This window comes from Brevibacillus jepli (assembly GCF_047229145.1).
GTDB lineage: Bacteria > Bacillota > Bacilli > Brevibacillales > Brevibacillaceae > Brevibacillus.
Genome location: NZ_JBFEFW010000009.1, coordinates 44,863 through 61,586, shown reverse-complemented (window position 1 = coordinate 61,586; position 16,724 = coordinate 44,863). Strand labels below are relative to the sequence as shown.

Genomic DNA, 16,724 nt, shown 5'->3' with positions numbered 1-16,724 from the left:
AGAACATGAAGGTAGCGAAGTTTGGTGGAACATCACTGGCAAATGCCGAGCAAATAAAAAAAGTAGGTCAAATCGTCCTGGCGGATCGTGACAGACGAGTTATCGTGGTATCGGCACCTGGTAAACGACACAAGGAGGACACGAAGGTTACGGATTTGCTTATCGCATATGCTGAGCGATTTTTGGCTGGGGAACCAACAGAGGAAGCGAAAACAGCTATTTTCTTGCGGTATCAGGAAATTGTGGCTGGTCTCGGCCTATCGGAGGAGGTTGGTCAAGCCATCGAATCTGAGCTCGGGGAGGTTCTCGCAAACAAAGCAGGCTTGTCCTCTGAAAGATTCATGGATGCGGTAAAAGCAGCGGGAGAGGATACATGCGCCAAAATCGTCGCTCGTTATTTGCAGAGCTTGGGCGAGGTGGCAACCTACGTCAATCCGAAAGAGGCAGGAATGCTTGTAACGGATGAAGCCAGCAATGCCCATATATTGCCCGAAGCGTATGCCCAATTAGCGAAATTGCGAGAAAAGGAGGGAATTGTTATATTCCCTGGCTTCTTCGGCTATTCGCTGAGTGGCGATCTGGTTACTTTTTCACGCGGTGGCTCAGATATTACGGGATCGATTCTGGCTGCGGCTGTTAAGGCAGAGGTATACGAGAACTTTACGGATGTCGATTCGGTATATGTGGTCAATCCGAACCTGATTGCTGACCCGAAAAAGGTAACAGAGATCACGTACCGAGAGATGAGGGAGCTGTCCTACTCCGGTTTTAGTGTGTTCCATGAAGAAGCGTTGATTCCAGCGTATCAAGCGGACATCCCTGTCTGCATCAAAAATACAAACAATCCGTCTGCGCCTGGGACGATGATTGTAGCCGAGCGTCCATCTGCGACAAATAGAGTGTCTGGTATTGCCAGTGACGGCGGGTTTTGCAGCATTTATGTCAGCAAGTATTTAATGAACCGCGAAATTGGCTTTGGGCGCAAGCTGCTGCAAATTCTTGAGGAAGAAGAGCTATCGTATGAGCATACTCCATCCGGCATTGATAACATTTCTGTCATCCTTCGCGAACGCGATCTCACCATAGAAAAGGAGCAGCGAATTGTGGAGCGTATACGCCGAGAGCTGTTGGCTGACGACGTCGCTGTTGCGCACAGTCTCGCACTCGTCATGATTGTCGGGGAAGGCATGCGTCAATCGGTAGGGACAACAGCGAGAGCCACTACTGCATTGGCTGCCGCGAAAATCAATCTGGAAATGATCAATCAGGGATCATCTGAAGTAAGTATGATGTTCGGAGTAAATGCTGAGGAGGCAGACCGAGCCGTAATTGCCTTGTATCAAGAGTTTTTTGGAGCAGAAGAGCAATTGGTTGCCGCATCATCTCCTGCAGCTTCTGTCAGCGTGTAATCTCGTGCTTCAAATGAACAGTGATGCTCGTCCTGCACCCATTGATAGACACGCCATTCTGGTTGCTCGGTTGCGAGTCCCACGATCCAATAGCTGAGCATGGGGTAGTGCCAGCCCGCTATGTCACGTGCCGAGGGGATTGGTGGCGTATGGGGGTGTGTATGCAAGACACCGAGCCATTGAAGCTTGTGCTTGCGTATGTGCTGCAAGGCTTGAAGAAACGCAGTGCCATCCCAGGCAAACACGTGTTTATCGGATGATACGGGCATCGGTACACAGGTCGTAATCGTTGCTCCACGTCCTGCGAGCAGCGCCGAATACTCATAAGGAAACGCCTCTTGTGCTTCGGCCAGGAGGCGTTTCGCTACTTTTTTCGTCAGGAATATTTTGTTATCCTTATTCGCAAAGGGTTCACCCAACCAGTCAGGATTTTTCATGCGGGCTCTTCCGTCCTTTTTCTATATTCAATATTCGACCATGGTTTGGAGGTTAGCATTCGATGACGACGATACAAGTGGGAGTTTGCGGCTGGGGTGATCAGCACGAATTGTACGTGCAAGGTGTGCGCAGTCGGGACAAGCTGTCCGTCTACGCCAGTCATTTTCCCATTGTAGAGGTGGATAGTTCTTTTTATGCTATTTTACCACAGCGAAATTACGAATCGTGGGTGCGGGATACACCTGAGCGATTTGGCTTTATCGTCAAGCCTCATCAGGGGATGACGGGACATCAACGGGGAGAGGCAACGGGAAGCCGTCGGGAATTGTTTCGGCAGTTTGAGGAGAGTATTCAGCCTGTCGTGGAGGCTGGTAAGCTCAAGGCGCTGTTATTTCAGTTTCCGCCGTGGTTTGATTGTACCCGAGAGCATGTCCAGTATGTGACGGCTTGCCGCCAAGCGATGAGCGCGTATCCGTTTGCAGTTGAGTTTCGGCATCAGAGCTGGTTTGAATCACGCTATGCGGAGCGTACTCTGGACTTTCTGCGCAAGATGGATGCGATACATGTCGTATGCGATGAACCGCAAGTAGGAAAAGGCTCGGTTCCGATCGTTCCTGCGGTAACACATCCTTCCTTGTCTTTGGTCCGTTTTCATGGTCGCAACAAAGCAGGCTGGAGAGATCCCGGAGAGGGACAAAATTGGCGGGACGTCCGTTATTTATATCGATACAATGAGACTGAGCTTGCGGAGTGGGTTGGACACATCAGACAGCTCGAACGGGAAGCGGATGAAGTCTGCATTTTGTTCAACAATAACTCTGGAGGAGATGCAGCAGCGAATGCGAAGCAGTTTTCGGACATGCTTGGGCTTGCTCCCACTGGTCTGAATCCGCGCCAGATGGACCTGTTCTCCACGTAAGCTAGAAAGAAGGGGAGTTCATGCTAGTAGCAATTGCCATCTTATTTGTCATCATCGGAGTGGTGGCAGGGGTCATTGGCAGTATCGCTGGGCTGGGTGGTGGAATTTTTTTCGTGCCTGCTCTCTTATTTTTGGCGAACTGGTACATGCCCGGATCGATGAACCCGCAGGTAGCGGCGGCGACTTCGCTGATCGTGATTGCGGTCACAGCCCTTTCCTCCTCCCTTTCCTATATCAAGCAAAAAAAAGTGGACATGCAAAGTGCCCTGCTCTTTATTATCGGGAGTGCACCCGGTGCTATTGTGGGTGTGTACCTTAATACATTACTAGCAGTGGAGGGCTTTACGCTGCTGTTTGGCTTGTTTCAGCTCTGCATGTTTGTCGTATTGATGGTCAAAGACAAAATTCAGCCACGAAGGATTGAGTGGGAAGTTCAACGCCATTTTGTCGACAACGAAGGAAAAGAATATGTGTATGGGTATAGCAAATGGACTGTCATTACGCTCGCCTTTTTCGTAGGGATTACCTCCTCGCTGTTTGGCGTGGGTGGCGGCATTCTGATGGTTCCAGCTATGATCATTTTGTTTCGCTTCCCGCCCCACATCGCCACGGCTACGTCGATGCTGGTCATTTTTTTCTCGGCGGTGGTTGGATCGATCACGAATATTTTCCACGAAAACATACATTGGCTCTATGCAGCGATGCTTGCGCCGGGGGCATGGGCAGGCGGCAAGCTAGGGGCGATTGCTGCCAGTAAAATGAAGGGGCGTACCATCGTACTGTTTTTGCGTGTTCTGATAGTAGGGATTGCCATACAAATGATCGGAGAAGCGATTTTTGGATAAAGAGATAGCGGGAGGGGAAAGTCGTGGCTGACACCTGTACCTTGCACATTTTGCACACGAATGATTTGCATAGCCATTTCGAGACGATGCCGCGGATTGCGACCTGCCTGAGAATGCACCGAGAGGAGTGGGAGGGCAGGGGAGAGCATGTGCTAACGGTCGATATTGGCGACCATATGGATCGAATGGATATCCGCTCGGAAGCGAGCTTCGGGAAAACGAACGTCGAGATCATGAACCGAAGCGGGGTTCAATTCGCGACGATTGGAAACAACGAAGGCATCACACTCCCCAAAGACAAGCTGAATGAGCTATACACGGAAGCGCGCTTCACGATCGTAACTGGCAATCTGTTTGAGCAAACAACAAAATCTGTTCCGGCTTGGGCTGTACCATACGCCATTCATACCGTGGGCGAGCTGCGATTAGCGATCTTGGGCATGACGATTCCTTTTGGACCCTCCTATGAAAGTATGGGATGGGAGATCAAGGAGCCCATTCCCATCCTGCGTGAGCAGATTGCGACACTGCGCGCTGCTGTGGATGTTATCATTTTGATTTCGCATCTTGGCTATCAGACAGATTGTTTACTAGCCAATGAAGTTGAGGGGCTGGATATCATTTTGGGCGGACATTCCCATCGGACTCTGCCAGACGGAGAACGAGTGGGCGGCACCTTGATTACACAAGCTGGGCGATTTGGCGAGTATGTCGGCCATGTACAGCTCGTCTGGAACCGGACACGCAAGAAGATCGCAGACGTGCACGCAGAGCTTTTTCATACAGAACAGTATCAGGCAGACGAACCATTGAGCCAGTTCATTGATAGTGAAAAAGTATGGGCGGAGCAACGTTTGTTTCAGCCAATTGTTCAATTGGAGCAAGAGATGCACATAGGCTGGACAGAGGAGACCCCCTACGGCTCCTTTATTGCAGCGAGCATTCGCAAATGGACGGGGGCTGAGATCGGCATGGCCAATGGAGGGCTATTGCTTGCTGAATTGCCGCGGGGCAGCTTGTCTTTTGCCGATTTGCTGCACAGTATGCCGCACCCGATCAATGCCTGCGCGGTCACGATTACTGGTGCGCAGCTCACGACTGTTCTGGAGCAAGCCATTCAACCGGAAATGGTTCATCGGGAGCTGCGAGGGTACGGCTTTCGGGGGAAAATAGAGGGCTGGATGTGCGTGGACGGATTGCACATCCGCTACAGCGAGGATGATCATCCGCAAATTATCCAGATCGAAGTAAATGGGCAACCACTTGAGCGAGAGCGGCTGTATCGAGTTGGAACGATCGACATGTTCATGTACAACCGCATGTTTCCTGATTTGCTGCTCGGCAGTGAGGTTACGTTTTTCTTGCCGGAGATGCTGCGTGAAGTGCTCGCCACCACGATCAAGGATCAGCAGATGCTGCAAAATGCTTTTCTTCCTCGCTGGGAGAAGGTATCGCCATCGTCAAAAAACCAATCGTAGAGACCGGGATTTCGGGAATGCTATCGAAAAACGGGAGGAGACGAGCGATGCGGTTCATTGATGAAGTATACGAGCTGTACAAAGGACATTTTAACGGTGACGAAGAGGACATTACAGCTGTCGTCGTAGGCATCCTCGCTGAGCAGTCTCGGGATGATTTACTGGACTTGGTCGAGGAAATGGACGGGGAAGAGCTGTTTCACATGCTCGCTACTTACATGATTGAAGTGATGAAACGAAAGGTCGCGATGGAGGATGAACGCTTTCCGACCAACATGATGCATTAAGAATAAGATCCAGGAACTACCTATTGGAGACCTCACACTTCTCTTCTGGATGTCATAGGATGGTAACGCCAACAGACAGGAGAGAAAAGGAGGAATCTTGATGGTCGAGGTAGTGCCCATCCACTTTCCAGAAGGTACGGCTATTGCTGTCACCGTACGCTTGCCCAAGACGACGTTATTGGCTGTAACGACCGATCATGGCTACATCATGTGCGGCGCGCTGGATGTAGGGCTCTTGAACGAGCGCCTGGCGGCAAGAGAAATTCTTGCTGGTCGGGCGGTTGGGGTCAAGACCATTCAGGAATTGCTGGATGCGCCGCTAGAGTCTGTGACGACTACAGCGGAACAGAAGGGAATTACGGCTGGCATGATCGGTCGGGATGCTGTTGTGAAAATGCTGTAACCAATAGGAGCCTTCGCCTATACAAAAAACCTTTGTCCCATGACAAAGGTTTTTTTGACGTATCAGAAAGTATAAATTTGAGGGGTATAAGAGCCCCCCTGCCCGCTCCGAAGAGATTAGCGGGGAAACGCAAAAGTGGCAGCCGCTAGGTCTGGAAATATTCTTCTCTGGCGTAACTGACTCCATTTTTCCATTCTTTTAAAAACCGAATAACTAGGAAAGCTCGTACGTGTTGGACTACTTTGGACGCGGATTTCAGTGCAACGAAGGTTACGCCAAAGGCTTGAGGCATTGTGAAGATCATCCTTCAGTCTATACTGTTAAGGATGGTCTTCTTAGGTTTAGAAGGTATCGATGAACGAACAAAGCTGGTGAGAAGAAAAAGCACAGGGCTCGTAGACCTTGACAACGCCTGCCCAGTCGGAACTTCCAAAAGGGGACCACGCTTGTCGAACACTTCTTCCTTGAGAAACTTCCGCCCGTAGGGTGGCTTTGGCTCGACGGTCCCCTTTTGGAAGTGGAGACGGCCAGGGAATCCCCCTGCTGGCGTGTCAGAGTCGAAGAGAACTGTGCTTTTTCTTCTCCTCCACTATGTTGACTCAATTCAGAAGGACCTCTATAGGTCTTTCTTAGTCGTTGTACGTTCTGTTTACCAACGCGCAGACTGTTCCTCACAAATTCCGATTTTGCTTAGAACCGCAATTGTTTTGCCATCAGCGGTCGAGATCGTTCCGTCATAACGGCCGATGAATTGAAGCAGCGTGGTTCGCACCAATGCAAAATTTTTGTGCTCGGTTCGAGCATAGAGCGGAGTAAAGGTGAGGCGCACGGCTGTCGATTCCTCACTCGTAAGCTCCCAAGGGAGCATCCGGTTGTCAGGATCGTAGGAGAAACGAATTTGTTCACTCAGCTTGTAGAGGACACCGTCGATCATGAGACCATTCTCCGTCATGCCCGTTCCGTCCGTCCAGCCTCTGCCAAAGTTAAAGCCAGCCACGCCCTCCTCGTGCCGAAATGAGCAGCTAGTCCAGTTCCAGCGCGTGTGATAAGGCCAAACCCCACGTCCATAATCCAAACTGGCAAACGCATTCTGCCGATCGAGCTGATAGGCTTTCCCGTTATAGCGGATCGTGCCGCTGACAGGCCGGGCTGTTTGCTTCGATGTAAACTGAAAACGGTCCGCACTCCACGGAATCACGACATTCAAGGACTCACTTGGTGGATCAATTACGATGCCGAGCGACAGCGTTTTATCACCAGGACAAATGGCAGTCGCTTCTACGCTCGTTCCATTTGTTCCAGGTTGAAAGGAGACAGAGAGCTTGCGACTCGCAAAATGGCAGGGCTCCTCAACGGTTGCGCCAAGTCGAATCCCGGCGCCAAAGGGGACGGTTACGGCACTATCGGCAGTTTCACCTGTCGTCAAATCAATAAAATGAACAAAGACAATACCGGCGTAATCGAGATTGACCATGGCAATCGACATCGCGCATTCAGGAGCGGTGATAAACCAAAAATTCCATTTTTTCCGGCGTAGCCAATGTCCACTAAATTGGCAATCGTGCAACGGATAACGGGACCAGCCAATCGCTTCAGGCAGCAAGCGGCCATCTTGATCGCATAATGAGATTGGCTGGGTCAACTCTTTTTCGATAAGCGGCATGCTGATCAACTCCTTTGCAAACAACGATTTTATCTTACGAAGTAACCGAGTGTCTCTCCCCGGTAGACATGAGAAGATAAACTAGAAAAAATTTCATGTAGAATCAAGTCGAATCACGCTATAATAGGGATACCCTGAGGAAAGGCGAAGGAAAGGAAATGCGACTGAAATCCATTCAAAAATGCCAGCCGGGTGACAAACTGGCTCGTTCCATCTATACAGAGAATGGAACGATTCTCGTTGGGGCCGGAGTAGAACTTACCCAACGTATGATAGCTCGACTCAAAAACCAAAACGTGAACAGTCTCTACATTCAAGACAAGCGTACGGATGATATCATCGTGGAGACAGTCATTTCCGAAAATACTCGTAGACAAGCAATGTCTATGATACATGATACATTCCGCACCGTTCACCAAGTCCCGGACAAATGGCAGCAGCTTTTTTCGGACAAGGGTTTGGGACGTAGGCTGCGTGATGTCATGAAAGCCGTAGCAGATGAATTGAATAGCTGTGATTCAGCGATGAACTTATTGGCAGACGCCTGCGCCTTCGACAACTATATTTTCACACACTCCTTTAACGTTGCCTTGTATAGCACAGCTCTCGCCATAAATACCGGCTGTTCGGAAAAAGATGTGCTGGAGATTAGTATCGGTGGCATGCTCCATGACATCGGAAAAGTACATATTCCAGACAACATCTTGAAAAAGCCGGGCCGACTTACTCAAGAAGAATTTGAAATCATGAAAAGACACACAGAGATCGGATTTGAGATGCTGCGTCGGCAAGACGACATCCCGCTGCTTGCCGCCCACTGTGCTTTTCAGCATCATGAGCGCTGGGATGGCTCCGGTTATCCGCGGCATCTGAAAAAGGAAGAGATTCATCCGTTTGGCCGCTTAATGGCAGTTGCCGATGTATTCGATGCTCTGACGTCGCATCGGGTATATCGACGCGGGATGCTTCCACATGAAGCGATGGAGGTGCTCTATTCCGGTTCAGGCAAGCTGTTTGATCAAATGTATGTGGAGGCTTTGCGCAATACGATTGCCCTCTACCCGGTGGGATTGACCGTCACACTGAACAATGGTGTTTCCGGTGTGGTCGTCGACTCGAACAAAGGGATGCCGAGCCGTCCGATCATCAGAGTCCTGGTTGATGAAACGGGTCAGGATGTCGAACAGCCATATGAGTGTGACTTGTCTAAAATGCTGACGCTCATGATCATTGCCTGTGGCGATTTAGTATAATTACAGCCAGTCCTTCTTTTTGAAAATGAAAAACATCGTCGTGCCAATGGCAGCCATACATCCGAGGACGATGTAGTAGCCATACGGTGAACGCAGCTCAGGCATGACATCAAAGTTCATTCCGTAGATTCCCGTCACGATCGTAAGTGGCATAAATATCGTCGTCAAGGCTGTGAAGACACGCATAATATCGTTGGCTCTGCCAGCAAGAGCAGCTTGATACGCTTCGCGCAAGTTTCCGATGAGGTCGCGAAAAGCTTCAAAGCTTTCTACAATTTTGCTAGCATCCTCAACAATATCGCCAAAGTACTTCCGCAGGTAAGGTTGAATAAGCGGGAGTTCTTTTTTATGTAAGGCGTCAATCAAATCCCGCTGAGGAACGAGCATTTTGCGGGCGTACAAGATTTCGCTGCGTAGCCCGATAATTTGATCAAGATGAGATTTACGCGTGTGCATCAATATTTGTTCTTCCAGGTCTTCAATCAGTTCCTCGATTTTCTCCGTCACATCAAAATAACGATCCACAATTTGATCAACCAAATAGTAAAGAAAAGCATCGGGACGATTGACTTCCTTTTCCCGGATGATCGATAGCATGGAGGTGAATTCGGGTGCCTCCTGCTTCGTTACGGTAATGATGGTACTGCTGCCCAGAAAAATATTGATCTCGCGCAAGAAAATATCATGATTGTGGAAGGTAATGCCATTGATCACCATAAAGTAATGGTCATCGTAATTTTGCAGCTTGGGCCGCTGTTCTTCCTCGTCTATGCAGTCCTCGACAGCCAGATGATGCAGTCCGAACAGCGGCTGTAAAATATCCAAATCGAATGGGGTAGCATGAATCCAGTAAAATCCGTTAACAGGAGGAGTAGCTGCCTCTTCGATGTCTTCTATTTCAGTGATGATTCCGTTTTGTACGAGTCTGATCTTCATGATCGATTCTCCTGCAAGTGGATTCGGTAGCAGCGGGTAGACGGGGCAAAATCTGTGTGAGAATCAGTTCATAAGCAGAGCGAAGCGCTCGGCGGCTAGGGGGAGCCTGTGATGCACGATGTTGTTTGGGCGTCGTCATGCTAGTTCGCCTCCTTGAAGAAAAACTCGGCATTGCCTCACCCTAAATGTATGAACGTCAACTTGTCTTTTTTCTCGCTGCTGCCAGCTGTGATAAATCTCTTGATTCGTGCTCATGTGTATCACGAAGGCCAAGAGAGGCAATGTAATGCATGGCTCCTGCGACATCTGCTGCGGTTACCGGCTGATAGGCACGTAACGGTCCAATCCAGAGGAACGAGAGGGATTGTGATAGCTTCGCACCGAGCTCTTCAGATCGACGATTTTCCTGTCGCGGACCAAGTAAAAGGGAAGGGCGGAAAATATGCAGACAGGAAAGCTTTAACTCGTGCAGCGCTTCCTCCAGCTCACCTTTTACACGATTATAGAAAAAGACGGATCGGCTATTTGCGCCGATTGCTGTGATGATAAGAAACTGGCTGGCTCCTTCTTCTTTTGCCAAACGCGCAATTTCTAGCGGGTATTGATAATCTACTTTGCGAAACGCTTCGCGACTCCCTGCTTTTTTCATAGTCGTCCCCAAGCAGCAGAACACATCTGCTCCTTCTAAAAACACTCGACAATCTCCCAACTGATGAAAGTCCATGACAACGGTCTGCAAGCGAGGATGCACAATGGAGAGCTCGCTTCGTACAACAGCGATGATTTGTCCATATGCTTCATCTTCCAAGAGAAGTCGCAATAACTCACTGCCGACGAGTCCGGTTGCTCCAAATAATACCGCTCGTTTCATCCTGTAGTGTTCCTCACTTTCTTACGATCCATCTCTCTTATTTTACCGTTTTGGACGGTTTGACCAAAGCCATTTTTTGCATACTACGGATAGGTTGAACATGAGAAAAGGTGGATGTATAGATATGTGGATGTGGACAAGCAAAAGGGTAGGCATGATAGGCTGTATCGTATGGATGCTGGCAGTGTGGGGACAGGCGGCTTTTGCCTTGGACACGAGAGATGATCAGCCTCCTCCAGCGGTTTTCGAGGAAATTCAAATCAAACGGGAGGATGTGACGGGGGATGGTCGACGGGATATCGTTACTTTGCTAGGAAAGAGATTTGCGGCTGACAGCCCTTACTTCGAACGGTTAAAAATCATGGTTCAAGACCCGGCAGCCAAAAAAACAACCTTTTTCACAACACCGTACGGCGCTTATCAGCCGGAGATGTTCTTTTGCGATTTTACCGGAAGCGGTGTACAGCAGATATTGCTTCAGGCGCCGACAGGAGGCAGTGGAGGGACCTCCGAGTTTTATTTATTCGCAGATAAAGACAATAAGCCAACGATTCTGCCTGTTCCGCAGCCATTGACGATTACTGGCTCCTATCAGGACGATTACAAAGTACCCTTGACGATCAAGGAGACGGGGCAGACCGTCGTTCTCGATTTGTCCGATCGCAAAAAAATATATGAAGAGAATGGCGTATACAAGAATGGGAAGCTGGTTTCGCCAGTAGAGGTCATGCCCAATACGTTTAGCGTACTTACGCCCATCGATGAAAACCGGGATGGCATCTGTGAATTAAAAGGGGAACAGCGGGTAAGTGGTGTTGCCAATGCGGATACGATTGCCTATGTGGAATCGTACTGGAAGTGGGACAAGACAAGCTGGAAGCTGCAACGGGCAGTGGTGAGAAAAGCTGAAATGTAGGCGGCTGCTGGTCTTATACAAACCGCCCGCGATAAGGTGGGCGGTTTACACTCGTTTGTAAAGGGGTATATAATTGAAAGGATATTCCAGAGTTTTATGTACTCGGATAAAAGGAGTTCAGGCTATGAGCACATGTCCGTTTTCCACCTTTTTTGGATTGAAAGGGAAAGGAAAAAGCGAATCTTTTTTTCAGGGGGTGAAGGAAAAGGGAGAAGTGCAAATTGAAGGGAAGAGCACTCTCGCGAAACAACTGGCGTTGATCAACCTGACCGAGGAAGACTTGGCCATTGTCAAAGCACTTCAGCCCCTTATCATTCAAAATATTGACGCTATTGTTGATTATTTTTATGCTGGGATTGAAAACGAACCACTTTTGATGAAAATTGTAAGCCAAAACAGCACGATTGAACGGTTGAAACTAACGCTGAACCGCCATATTTCCGAGATGTTTAGCGGTCGAATCGATAGCGCTTACATTGAACAGCGCAGTCGAATTGCCGTTATCCATATGCGAATTGGCTTGGAACCGAAATGGTACATGAGTGCGTTCCAAAACATGTTGGTCTCCTTGATCGATCTCTTGCAAAAAAACATCGCAGACAAGGCAGAGTTCGTACAAGCCCTCACGGCAGTTACGAAGATTCTCAGCATCGAACAGCAAATCGTGCTGGAGGAATACGAAAACGAGCACGAAATGGCGCGACGGGCGGAACAAGATAAAAAGGACGAGCTGCGAGTCATCCTCACCAATTCTGCGCATGAACTGGCAGCGGTCTCCGAAGAAAACAGCGCGTCTGTCGAGCAATTGACAGAGCAGTCGAGAGAAGTGCTTCGTTTTGCCGAGAATGGGACAGGCTTTTCAACTAAAGCACAAGACCTGTCACGGGAAGGTAAAGAAAAGCTGGAAAAACAACAGGAGCAAATGGGCTTGATCCAAAGCAGCGTCAAGCAAATCGCGGAAGAAATGAACGCGATGGAAGCAAATGCTGAAAAAATTCAGGGAATTGTCGATGTGGTCACGGCAATAGCTGAGCAGACGAATCTCTTGGCGTTAAATGCCGCGATTGAAGCAGCACGTGCTGGCGAGCAGGGACGTGGATTTGCCGTCGTAGCCGATGAGGTACGCAAGCTGGCGGAGCAGACCAAAAAGTCGGTATTCGGTGTGCGTGAGCTGATCGAGAAGACGAACCAGCAAACAGTGGTCCTCTCGTCTGTCGTTGTAGAAATCCAGGCGCTTGTTCAGTCAAGCACCACGGTAGTAAACGAGACGAATGCCTTTTTTGAAGGAATCATGAGTGCAGTCTCAGACAGCAAGGAACAGAGCTCACGGATTCAGCGGGAGCTGGAAAACTTCTTCAAGGTCATGGAGGATATGAACCAAGCGGTGGCACAAGTAGCCAGTTCTGCGGATGAGCTATCAGAAATAACAGAAAACCTGTAAAAAAACAGCACATCCACTCGCTATGCAAGCGATGTACTGTTTTTTGTATGTTCAGACTATATTAAGTAGCAGGTTGAAACAGGCGATATTGGCGCGAATTACGCAAAGGAGGACTGTAAACGTTTACGGAAATAACGGGATGATGCCCATTATTGCGGATGGCGTGAATTTCTCCAGGTTCTACAAAATAGCTTTCACCTGTGCCAACATGAGTCGTTTGTGCAAGTTGAACTTCATCTTCATTATCTGTTTGGACATAAATAAAATTCGTTAGCGTGCCTGAGACAATCCACTCCCAACCGAAAGAGTCACCGTGATTATGAGGGACTGAGCCTTCGTTTGCGGGCAGATGGATCAAGACAACTTCTACATGTGGCGTGGCGAATAAAACTTTGCGGCCATAGGGTAGGTTTTGTGGCTCAGGGATGTATGGATCGAGTTGTTCTAGGCAAGGAGACAGTGAAACAAGAGCCTGTCTAAGCTGTGCAGGAGTAGGGAAAACAAGGTCGCCAAATGCTTGTTCCAGTTGTTTCAGATTCATGCAGGACCTCCCGAACTAAAGTCATACTCACTACATCCATATGATCAAAACCAAAGAGCAGTGATAAATGATGCGGGGACGGCTCCTGTCGATGTTTGTCGAGAATATGAGCTTGTTTCAGAAAAAGGAATTATTTACTATTATAATCACGTTGTAAGTGAAGAGTCGTTTGTTTGTTCAGGGGACGCTTTCGAATAAAGAGCGCCCCTTTTGTTTTGTATAGACTTAGGATTATTTGGGGGATTTGTAAATGAAGAGGAAGATGTGGCTGCTAGCAAAAGGCATGCTCACGATCATGTTCACAGTTGGAGCATCACAAGGGGCATTTGCACAAGGAAGCGTCCCGGTTGTCTCAAAGACTTCGTACGCATCGATCGTGGAAGCGGATATTCCGGGGGTAGTAGCGCGTGTTTCTGCGAGTGTGGTGGCGATCGTAGGGAAGCCGGAAGGGAATGGGAGCGATAGAGATAACCGTTTTAATCTCGCTCACGGGACCGGTGTCATTGTAAAAGCAGACGGCTGGATATTGACGAACGCCCATGTCGTCAAGGATATGCGCAATCTCACAGTCATTACGGTAGACGGCAAGCAATACGCGGGAACCGTTACGAATATGGATGAAGAGAGTGACCTGGCTCTGGTAAAAATTAATGCGACAGGCTTGCAGCCAGCCAAATTCGCGACCAATTACGCCATCCGTGTAGGGGAGCCAGTCATTGCAATCGGGACACCGATTTCCGTTTCATTACGCAACTCAGCCACGATGGGCATTATTAGTGGAGCGGATCGTTCGGTCAGCTCGACATATCGTCTGATACAGACAGATGCTTCCATCAATCCGGGAAATAGCGGTGGACCACTTGTTAATGTAAAAGGCGAGGTCGTCGGGATTAATTCGATGAAATTCGTTTCAGTAGGAATCGATAATCTTAGCTTTGCGATCCCTGCCGATACAGCGCAATACGTCATGAACCACTTTTTTACGTATGGCAAAGTAAATCGACCATACTGGGGCGCAGAATTGGAGGAGAGCTGGGCTGCTGTGGTTGGACTACCGACGAAAGAGCCTTTGCGTATTACAAGGATCGATGCGGGCTCTCCGGCGGCAAAGGCAGGCTTTCAAGTAGGTGATGTCATTTATTCCATCAACCAGGCTCCGTTCAACACTTTGGTTGAATTCAATGAACTGCTCAAGAAATATTTGCCAGGACAAACGGTGGAGCTCATGGTGCAGTCTGGCGGCGATATGGTGAAACGCAAGGTACAATTTACGAAGCAGCCATAGAGAAGTGCGGAAAAATGATGAAATGGGGAGTAGGCAATGGTCAAGAAAGATTGGAAAATGATATGTGCTATAACAGCGTTGACTGTCTCGTTGGCAGGGACTCAGGTAGCTTGGGCCAACACAACATCTGAGCAAAACGTAGTGGTCAAACTCAAACTAAACACGAGCAGTGCGAAGGTGAATGGTGTGGATATCCCTGTCGAGGAGCCATACTTCTCACAAGGAACGACGATGGTCCCACTCAGTTTGTTGACCTCTGCATTTGGAGTTACGCTGCAATATGACAATGAGACGCAGCTGATTGAGCTCATTTACAAAACAAAGAGCGTGAAGCTCAAGTCCGGCAGCAAGGAAGTGTGGATCAATGGCAAGGCAGTGACCTTGACTGCATCGCCTGAGACGAAAAACGGCAAAACAATGGTGCCGCTTACGCTCATTACGCAAGGTTTGGGTCTCACGATTGCCGTCGATGCCAAGACGAGCGACGTGAGCATCATGGGTACGAAGCAGGCAGATGCACCCCAGAAGGACAGCTCGCTTGACAGCGATGTGGGCAAAACCATGATCGGAGACAGCTACTACGGCTGGTCAATGAAATACCCTACGGGGATGATTCAGGAAAATCAAAGCTTCCAGGGAAATTACGTCCTGTTCAAGGATGCCAAGGAAGCGTCCTATTGGCTCGAAATTTACATCGAGACAAACCAACCGGAGAATCTGTCTGGCAGTGGACTGTTGACTCGTTTGACTGACTCGACGGAAAATTCGATCCTGTCCAAAGAGTTTATCGCGAATGACAAACAGCCGTATGCGCGTCTGACTACGAAGTCTTCTGATGGCAGTATGAATGAAGAACGTGCCTATCAAAAAGGGAGCAATATTTATTACGTGACGCTGTCGATCGCAAAAGAAGCCGACTTCCGCAATCCAGCGAAGTACGGCACCTACAAAAGCTTGCTGGACAGCTTCACCTTGGACTTCCCGGCTGGTGATAAGTCGGTGAAAGATTTGTCTACCGTGGAAGGGAACTACCGCTGGTACACCAACGATGATTTTGCATTGAAAGTAAAAGTCCCTGCTGAGTGGACGCCGGATTACAGTAATGACATGTATTTCACAAGCGATGAAGGCACGGAATGGATGCAGATCAAGATTACGTCTAAGGAAAAAGACCTTACACTCGATGATTGGGTCAAAGACCATGAGAAGCGGAACAGGGAAGAAACAAATGAAAATTATATAAAGATCAACCCGGAGGTGGGTTCTTCCACAATTGCTGGTGAGGCAGCAAAGGAACAGGAATACAGCTACCTGGATGGAGGCACCTGGTACACGGAACAAAGCCTGTTTTTTGTGAAAGGCAATTATAAATATTGGATTTCTATCGGGTATAAGAAGGACCAGCCATCAGAGGAAGTAGCTGACCTCACGCGGACGGTCAAGCAGTCCCTTTCGATTGATCCAGCGAAAATGAATCCGTCCCTCGGTGAAATTACGGATGATGATCGAATCGACAAGAATAAGACGGTTATCATCAAAGACAAGGATGCAACGTTTTCCTTGGAGCTTCCGGAGTATTGGCAGGAATCTCGGGAAGCAGATGGAGGACGGTCTTATCAATTTCGTGGTGGAGATTTTAATTTTGCGAGCGGACCCGGCAATTTGAATGAAGTGAAGAATATCTTTATCGAAGCCATCGAGAGTAACAAGACACTGAATTATACGTTCAAAGAAAACAAAGAGACAACGTTGGCAGGGAACCCCGCACACAAGTTGCTTGTTCAGGGAACCGATGGGGGTACACGCTTTGAGAGGACCGTTTACTTCGTTCAAAAAGGAAATAAGACGTTTACCATGTATTGGACGCTAGCGGAATTCGCCAAAACAAAAGTGATGGAAGAGCGTATTCAAAAAGTAGTGGATTCTTTCAAATTTACGAAATAGCGAATATAGCGAGGAGGAACGGCTGTCACAAAGGCAGCCGTTTTTTCGTGTCGACAGAAACCAACAGACCAACTATCATGAAAGTGCGGCAGCAT

The 16,724-nt window shown here is 48.7% G+C and carries 17 protein-coding genes; 11 read left to right on the top strand and 6 right to left on the bottom strand.

Annotated elements, in window-relative coordinates; all coding sequences use genetic code 11:
- Positions 1-5: 5 nt before the first annotated feature.
- Complete coding sequence (locus AB1L17_RS11700) at positions 6-1,409, top strand: aspartate kinase (RefSeq protein WP_412845093.1); 1,404 nt, start codon at positions 6-8, stop codon at positions 1,407-1,409.
- Here AB1L17_RS11700 and AB1L17_RS11695 read toward each other — a convergent pair.
- Complete coding sequence (locus AB1L17_RS11695; protein ID WP_412845094.1) at positions 1,340-1,846, bottom strand: M67 family metallopeptidase; 507 nt, start codon at positions 1,844-1,846, stop codon at positions 1,340-1,342. The genes AB1L17_RS11700 and AB1L17_RS11695 overlap by 70 nt on opposite strands.
- A 62-nt stretch (positions 1,847-1,908) precedes the next feature.
- Here AB1L17_RS11695 and AB1L17_RS11690 point away from each other — a divergent pair, with 62 nt between their 5' ends.
- From AB1L17_RS11690 to AB1L17_RS11670, 5 genes are all read left to right on the top strand, one after another.
- Positions 1,909-2,766 carry a DUF72 domain-containing protein gene (locus tag AB1L17_RS11690; protein ID WP_412845095.1) on the top strand — a complete coding sequence of 286 codons (858 nt, stop codon included), beginning with the start codon at positions 1,909-1,911 and terminating at the stop codon, positions 2,764-2,766.
- A gap of 20 nt (positions 2,767-2,786) precedes the next feature.
- Positions 2,787-3,611 carry a sulfite exporter TauE/SafE family protein gene (locus AB1L17_RS11685; RefSeq protein WP_412845096.1) on the top strand — a complete coding sequence of 275 codons (825 nt, stop codon included), beginning with the start codon at positions 2,787-2,789 and terminating at the stop codon, positions 3,609-3,611.
- 23 nt (positions 3,612-3,634) lie between these two features.
- Positions 3,635-5,089, top strand: a complete 1,455-nt coding sequence (locus AB1L17_RS11680; protein WP_412845097.1) for a bifunctional metallophosphatase/5'-nucleotidase — start codon at positions 3,635-3,637, stop codon at positions 5,087-5,089.
- A gap of 47 nt (positions 5,090-5,136) precedes the next feature.
- Entirely contained in the window at positions 5,137-5,376 is a 240-nt protein-coding gene (locus AB1L17_RS11675) for a DUF6154 family protein (protein WP_412845098.1), read from the top strand.
- Positions 5,377-5,476: 100 nt separating this feature from the next.
- Positions 5,477-5,779 (top strand): YunC family protein, encoded by a 303-nt coding sequence (locus AB1L17_RS11670; protein ID WP_412845099.1) that lies wholly within the window; start codon positions 5,477-5,479, stop codon positions 5,777-5,779.
- A gap of 649 nt (positions 5,780-6,428) precedes the next feature.
- Here AB1L17_RS11670 and AB1L17_RS11665 read toward each other — a convergent pair.
- Positions 6,429-7,442 (bottom strand): DUF2804 domain-containing protein, encoded by a 1,014-nt coding sequence (locus AB1L17_RS11665; protein WP_412845100.1) that lies wholly within the window; start codon positions 7,440-7,442, stop codon positions 6,429-6,431.
- Between the two features lie 158 nt (positions 7,443-7,600).
- Here AB1L17_RS11665 and AB1L17_RS11660 point away from each other — a divergent pair, with 158 nt between their 5' ends.
- Positions 7,601-8,695: an HD-GYP domain-containing protein gene (locus AB1L17_RS11660; RefSeq protein ID WP_412845101.1), complete on the top strand. Its 1,095-nt coding sequence runs from the start codon at positions 7,601-7,603 to the stop codon at positions 8,693-8,695.
- Here the strand turns inward: AB1L17_RS11660 and corA are convergent, their stop codons facing one another.
- Genes corA through AB1L17_RS11645 form a run of 3 tightly spaced genes read right to left on the bottom strand, consistent with a single transcriptional unit; the run spans position 8,696 to position 10,502 of the window.
- On the bottom strand, positions 8,696-9,631 hold the full coding sequence (gene corA, locus AB1L17_RS11655) for a magnesium/cobalt transporter CorA (protein ID WP_412845102.1): 936 nt from the start codon (positions 9,629-9,631) through the stop codon (positions 8,696-8,698).
- Positions 9,594-9,770 carry a hypothetical protein gene (locus AB1L17_RS11650; RefSeq protein ID WP_412845103.1) on the bottom strand — a complete coding sequence of 59 codons (177 nt, stop codon included), beginning with the start codon at positions 9,768-9,770 and terminating at the stop codon, positions 9,594-9,596. Before AB1L17_RS11650 ends, corA begins: the two co-directional genes overlap by 38 nt.
- Positions 9,771-9,827: 57 nt before the next feature.
- Positions 9,828-10,502 (bottom strand): NAD(P)H-binding protein, encoded by a 675-nt coding sequence (locus tag AB1L17_RS11645; protein ID WP_412845104.1) that lies wholly within the window; start codon positions 10,500-10,502, stop codon positions 9,828-9,830.
- A 124-nt stretch (positions 10,503-10,626) separates the two neighbouring features.
- Here AB1L17_RS11645 and AB1L17_RS11640 point away from each other — a divergent pair, with 124 nt between their 5' ends.
- Both AB1L17_RS11640 and AB1L17_RS11635 read left to right on the top strand, forming a co-directional pair.
- Positions 10,627-11,418 carry a YybI family spore inner coat protein gene (locus tag AB1L17_RS11640; RefSeq protein ID WP_412845105.1) on the top strand — a complete coding sequence of 264 codons (792 nt, stop codon included), beginning with the start codon at positions 10,627-10,629 and terminating at the stop codon, positions 11,416-11,418.
- Between the two features lie 124 nt (positions 11,419-11,542).
- Complete coding sequence (locus AB1L17_RS11635) at positions 11,543-12,859, top strand: globin-coupled sensor protein (RefSeq protein ID WP_412845106.1); 1,317 nt, start codon at positions 11,543-11,545, stop codon at positions 12,857-12,859.
- Positions 12,860-12,920: 61 nt separating this feature from the next.
- Here the strand turns inward: AB1L17_RS11635 and AB1L17_RS11630 are convergent, their stop codons facing one another.
- Positions 12,921-13,400 (bottom strand): cysteine dioxygenase, encoded by a 480-nt coding sequence (locus AB1L17_RS11630; protein ID WP_412845107.1) that lies wholly within the window; start codon positions 13,398-13,400, stop codon positions 12,921-12,923.
- Positions 13,401-13,650: 250 nt separating this feature from the next.
- Here AB1L17_RS11630 and AB1L17_RS11625 point away from each other — a divergent pair, with 250 nt between their 5' ends.
- Together AB1L17_RS11625 and AB1L17_RS11620 are read left to right on the top strand one after the other, a co-directional pair.
- Positions 13,651-14,685: a S1C family serine protease gene (locus tag AB1L17_RS11625; protein WP_412845108.1), complete on the top strand. Its 1,035-nt coding sequence runs from the start codon at positions 13,651-13,653 to the stop codon at positions 14,683-14,685.
- Positions 14,686-14,721: 36 nt separating this feature from the next.
- Positions 14,722-16,629, top strand: a complete 1,908-nt coding sequence (locus AB1L17_RS11620; RefSeq protein ID WP_412845109.1) for a stalk domain-containing protein — start codon at positions 14,722-14,724, stop codon at positions 16,627-16,629.
- Positions 16,630-16,724: the final 95 nt, after the last annotated feature.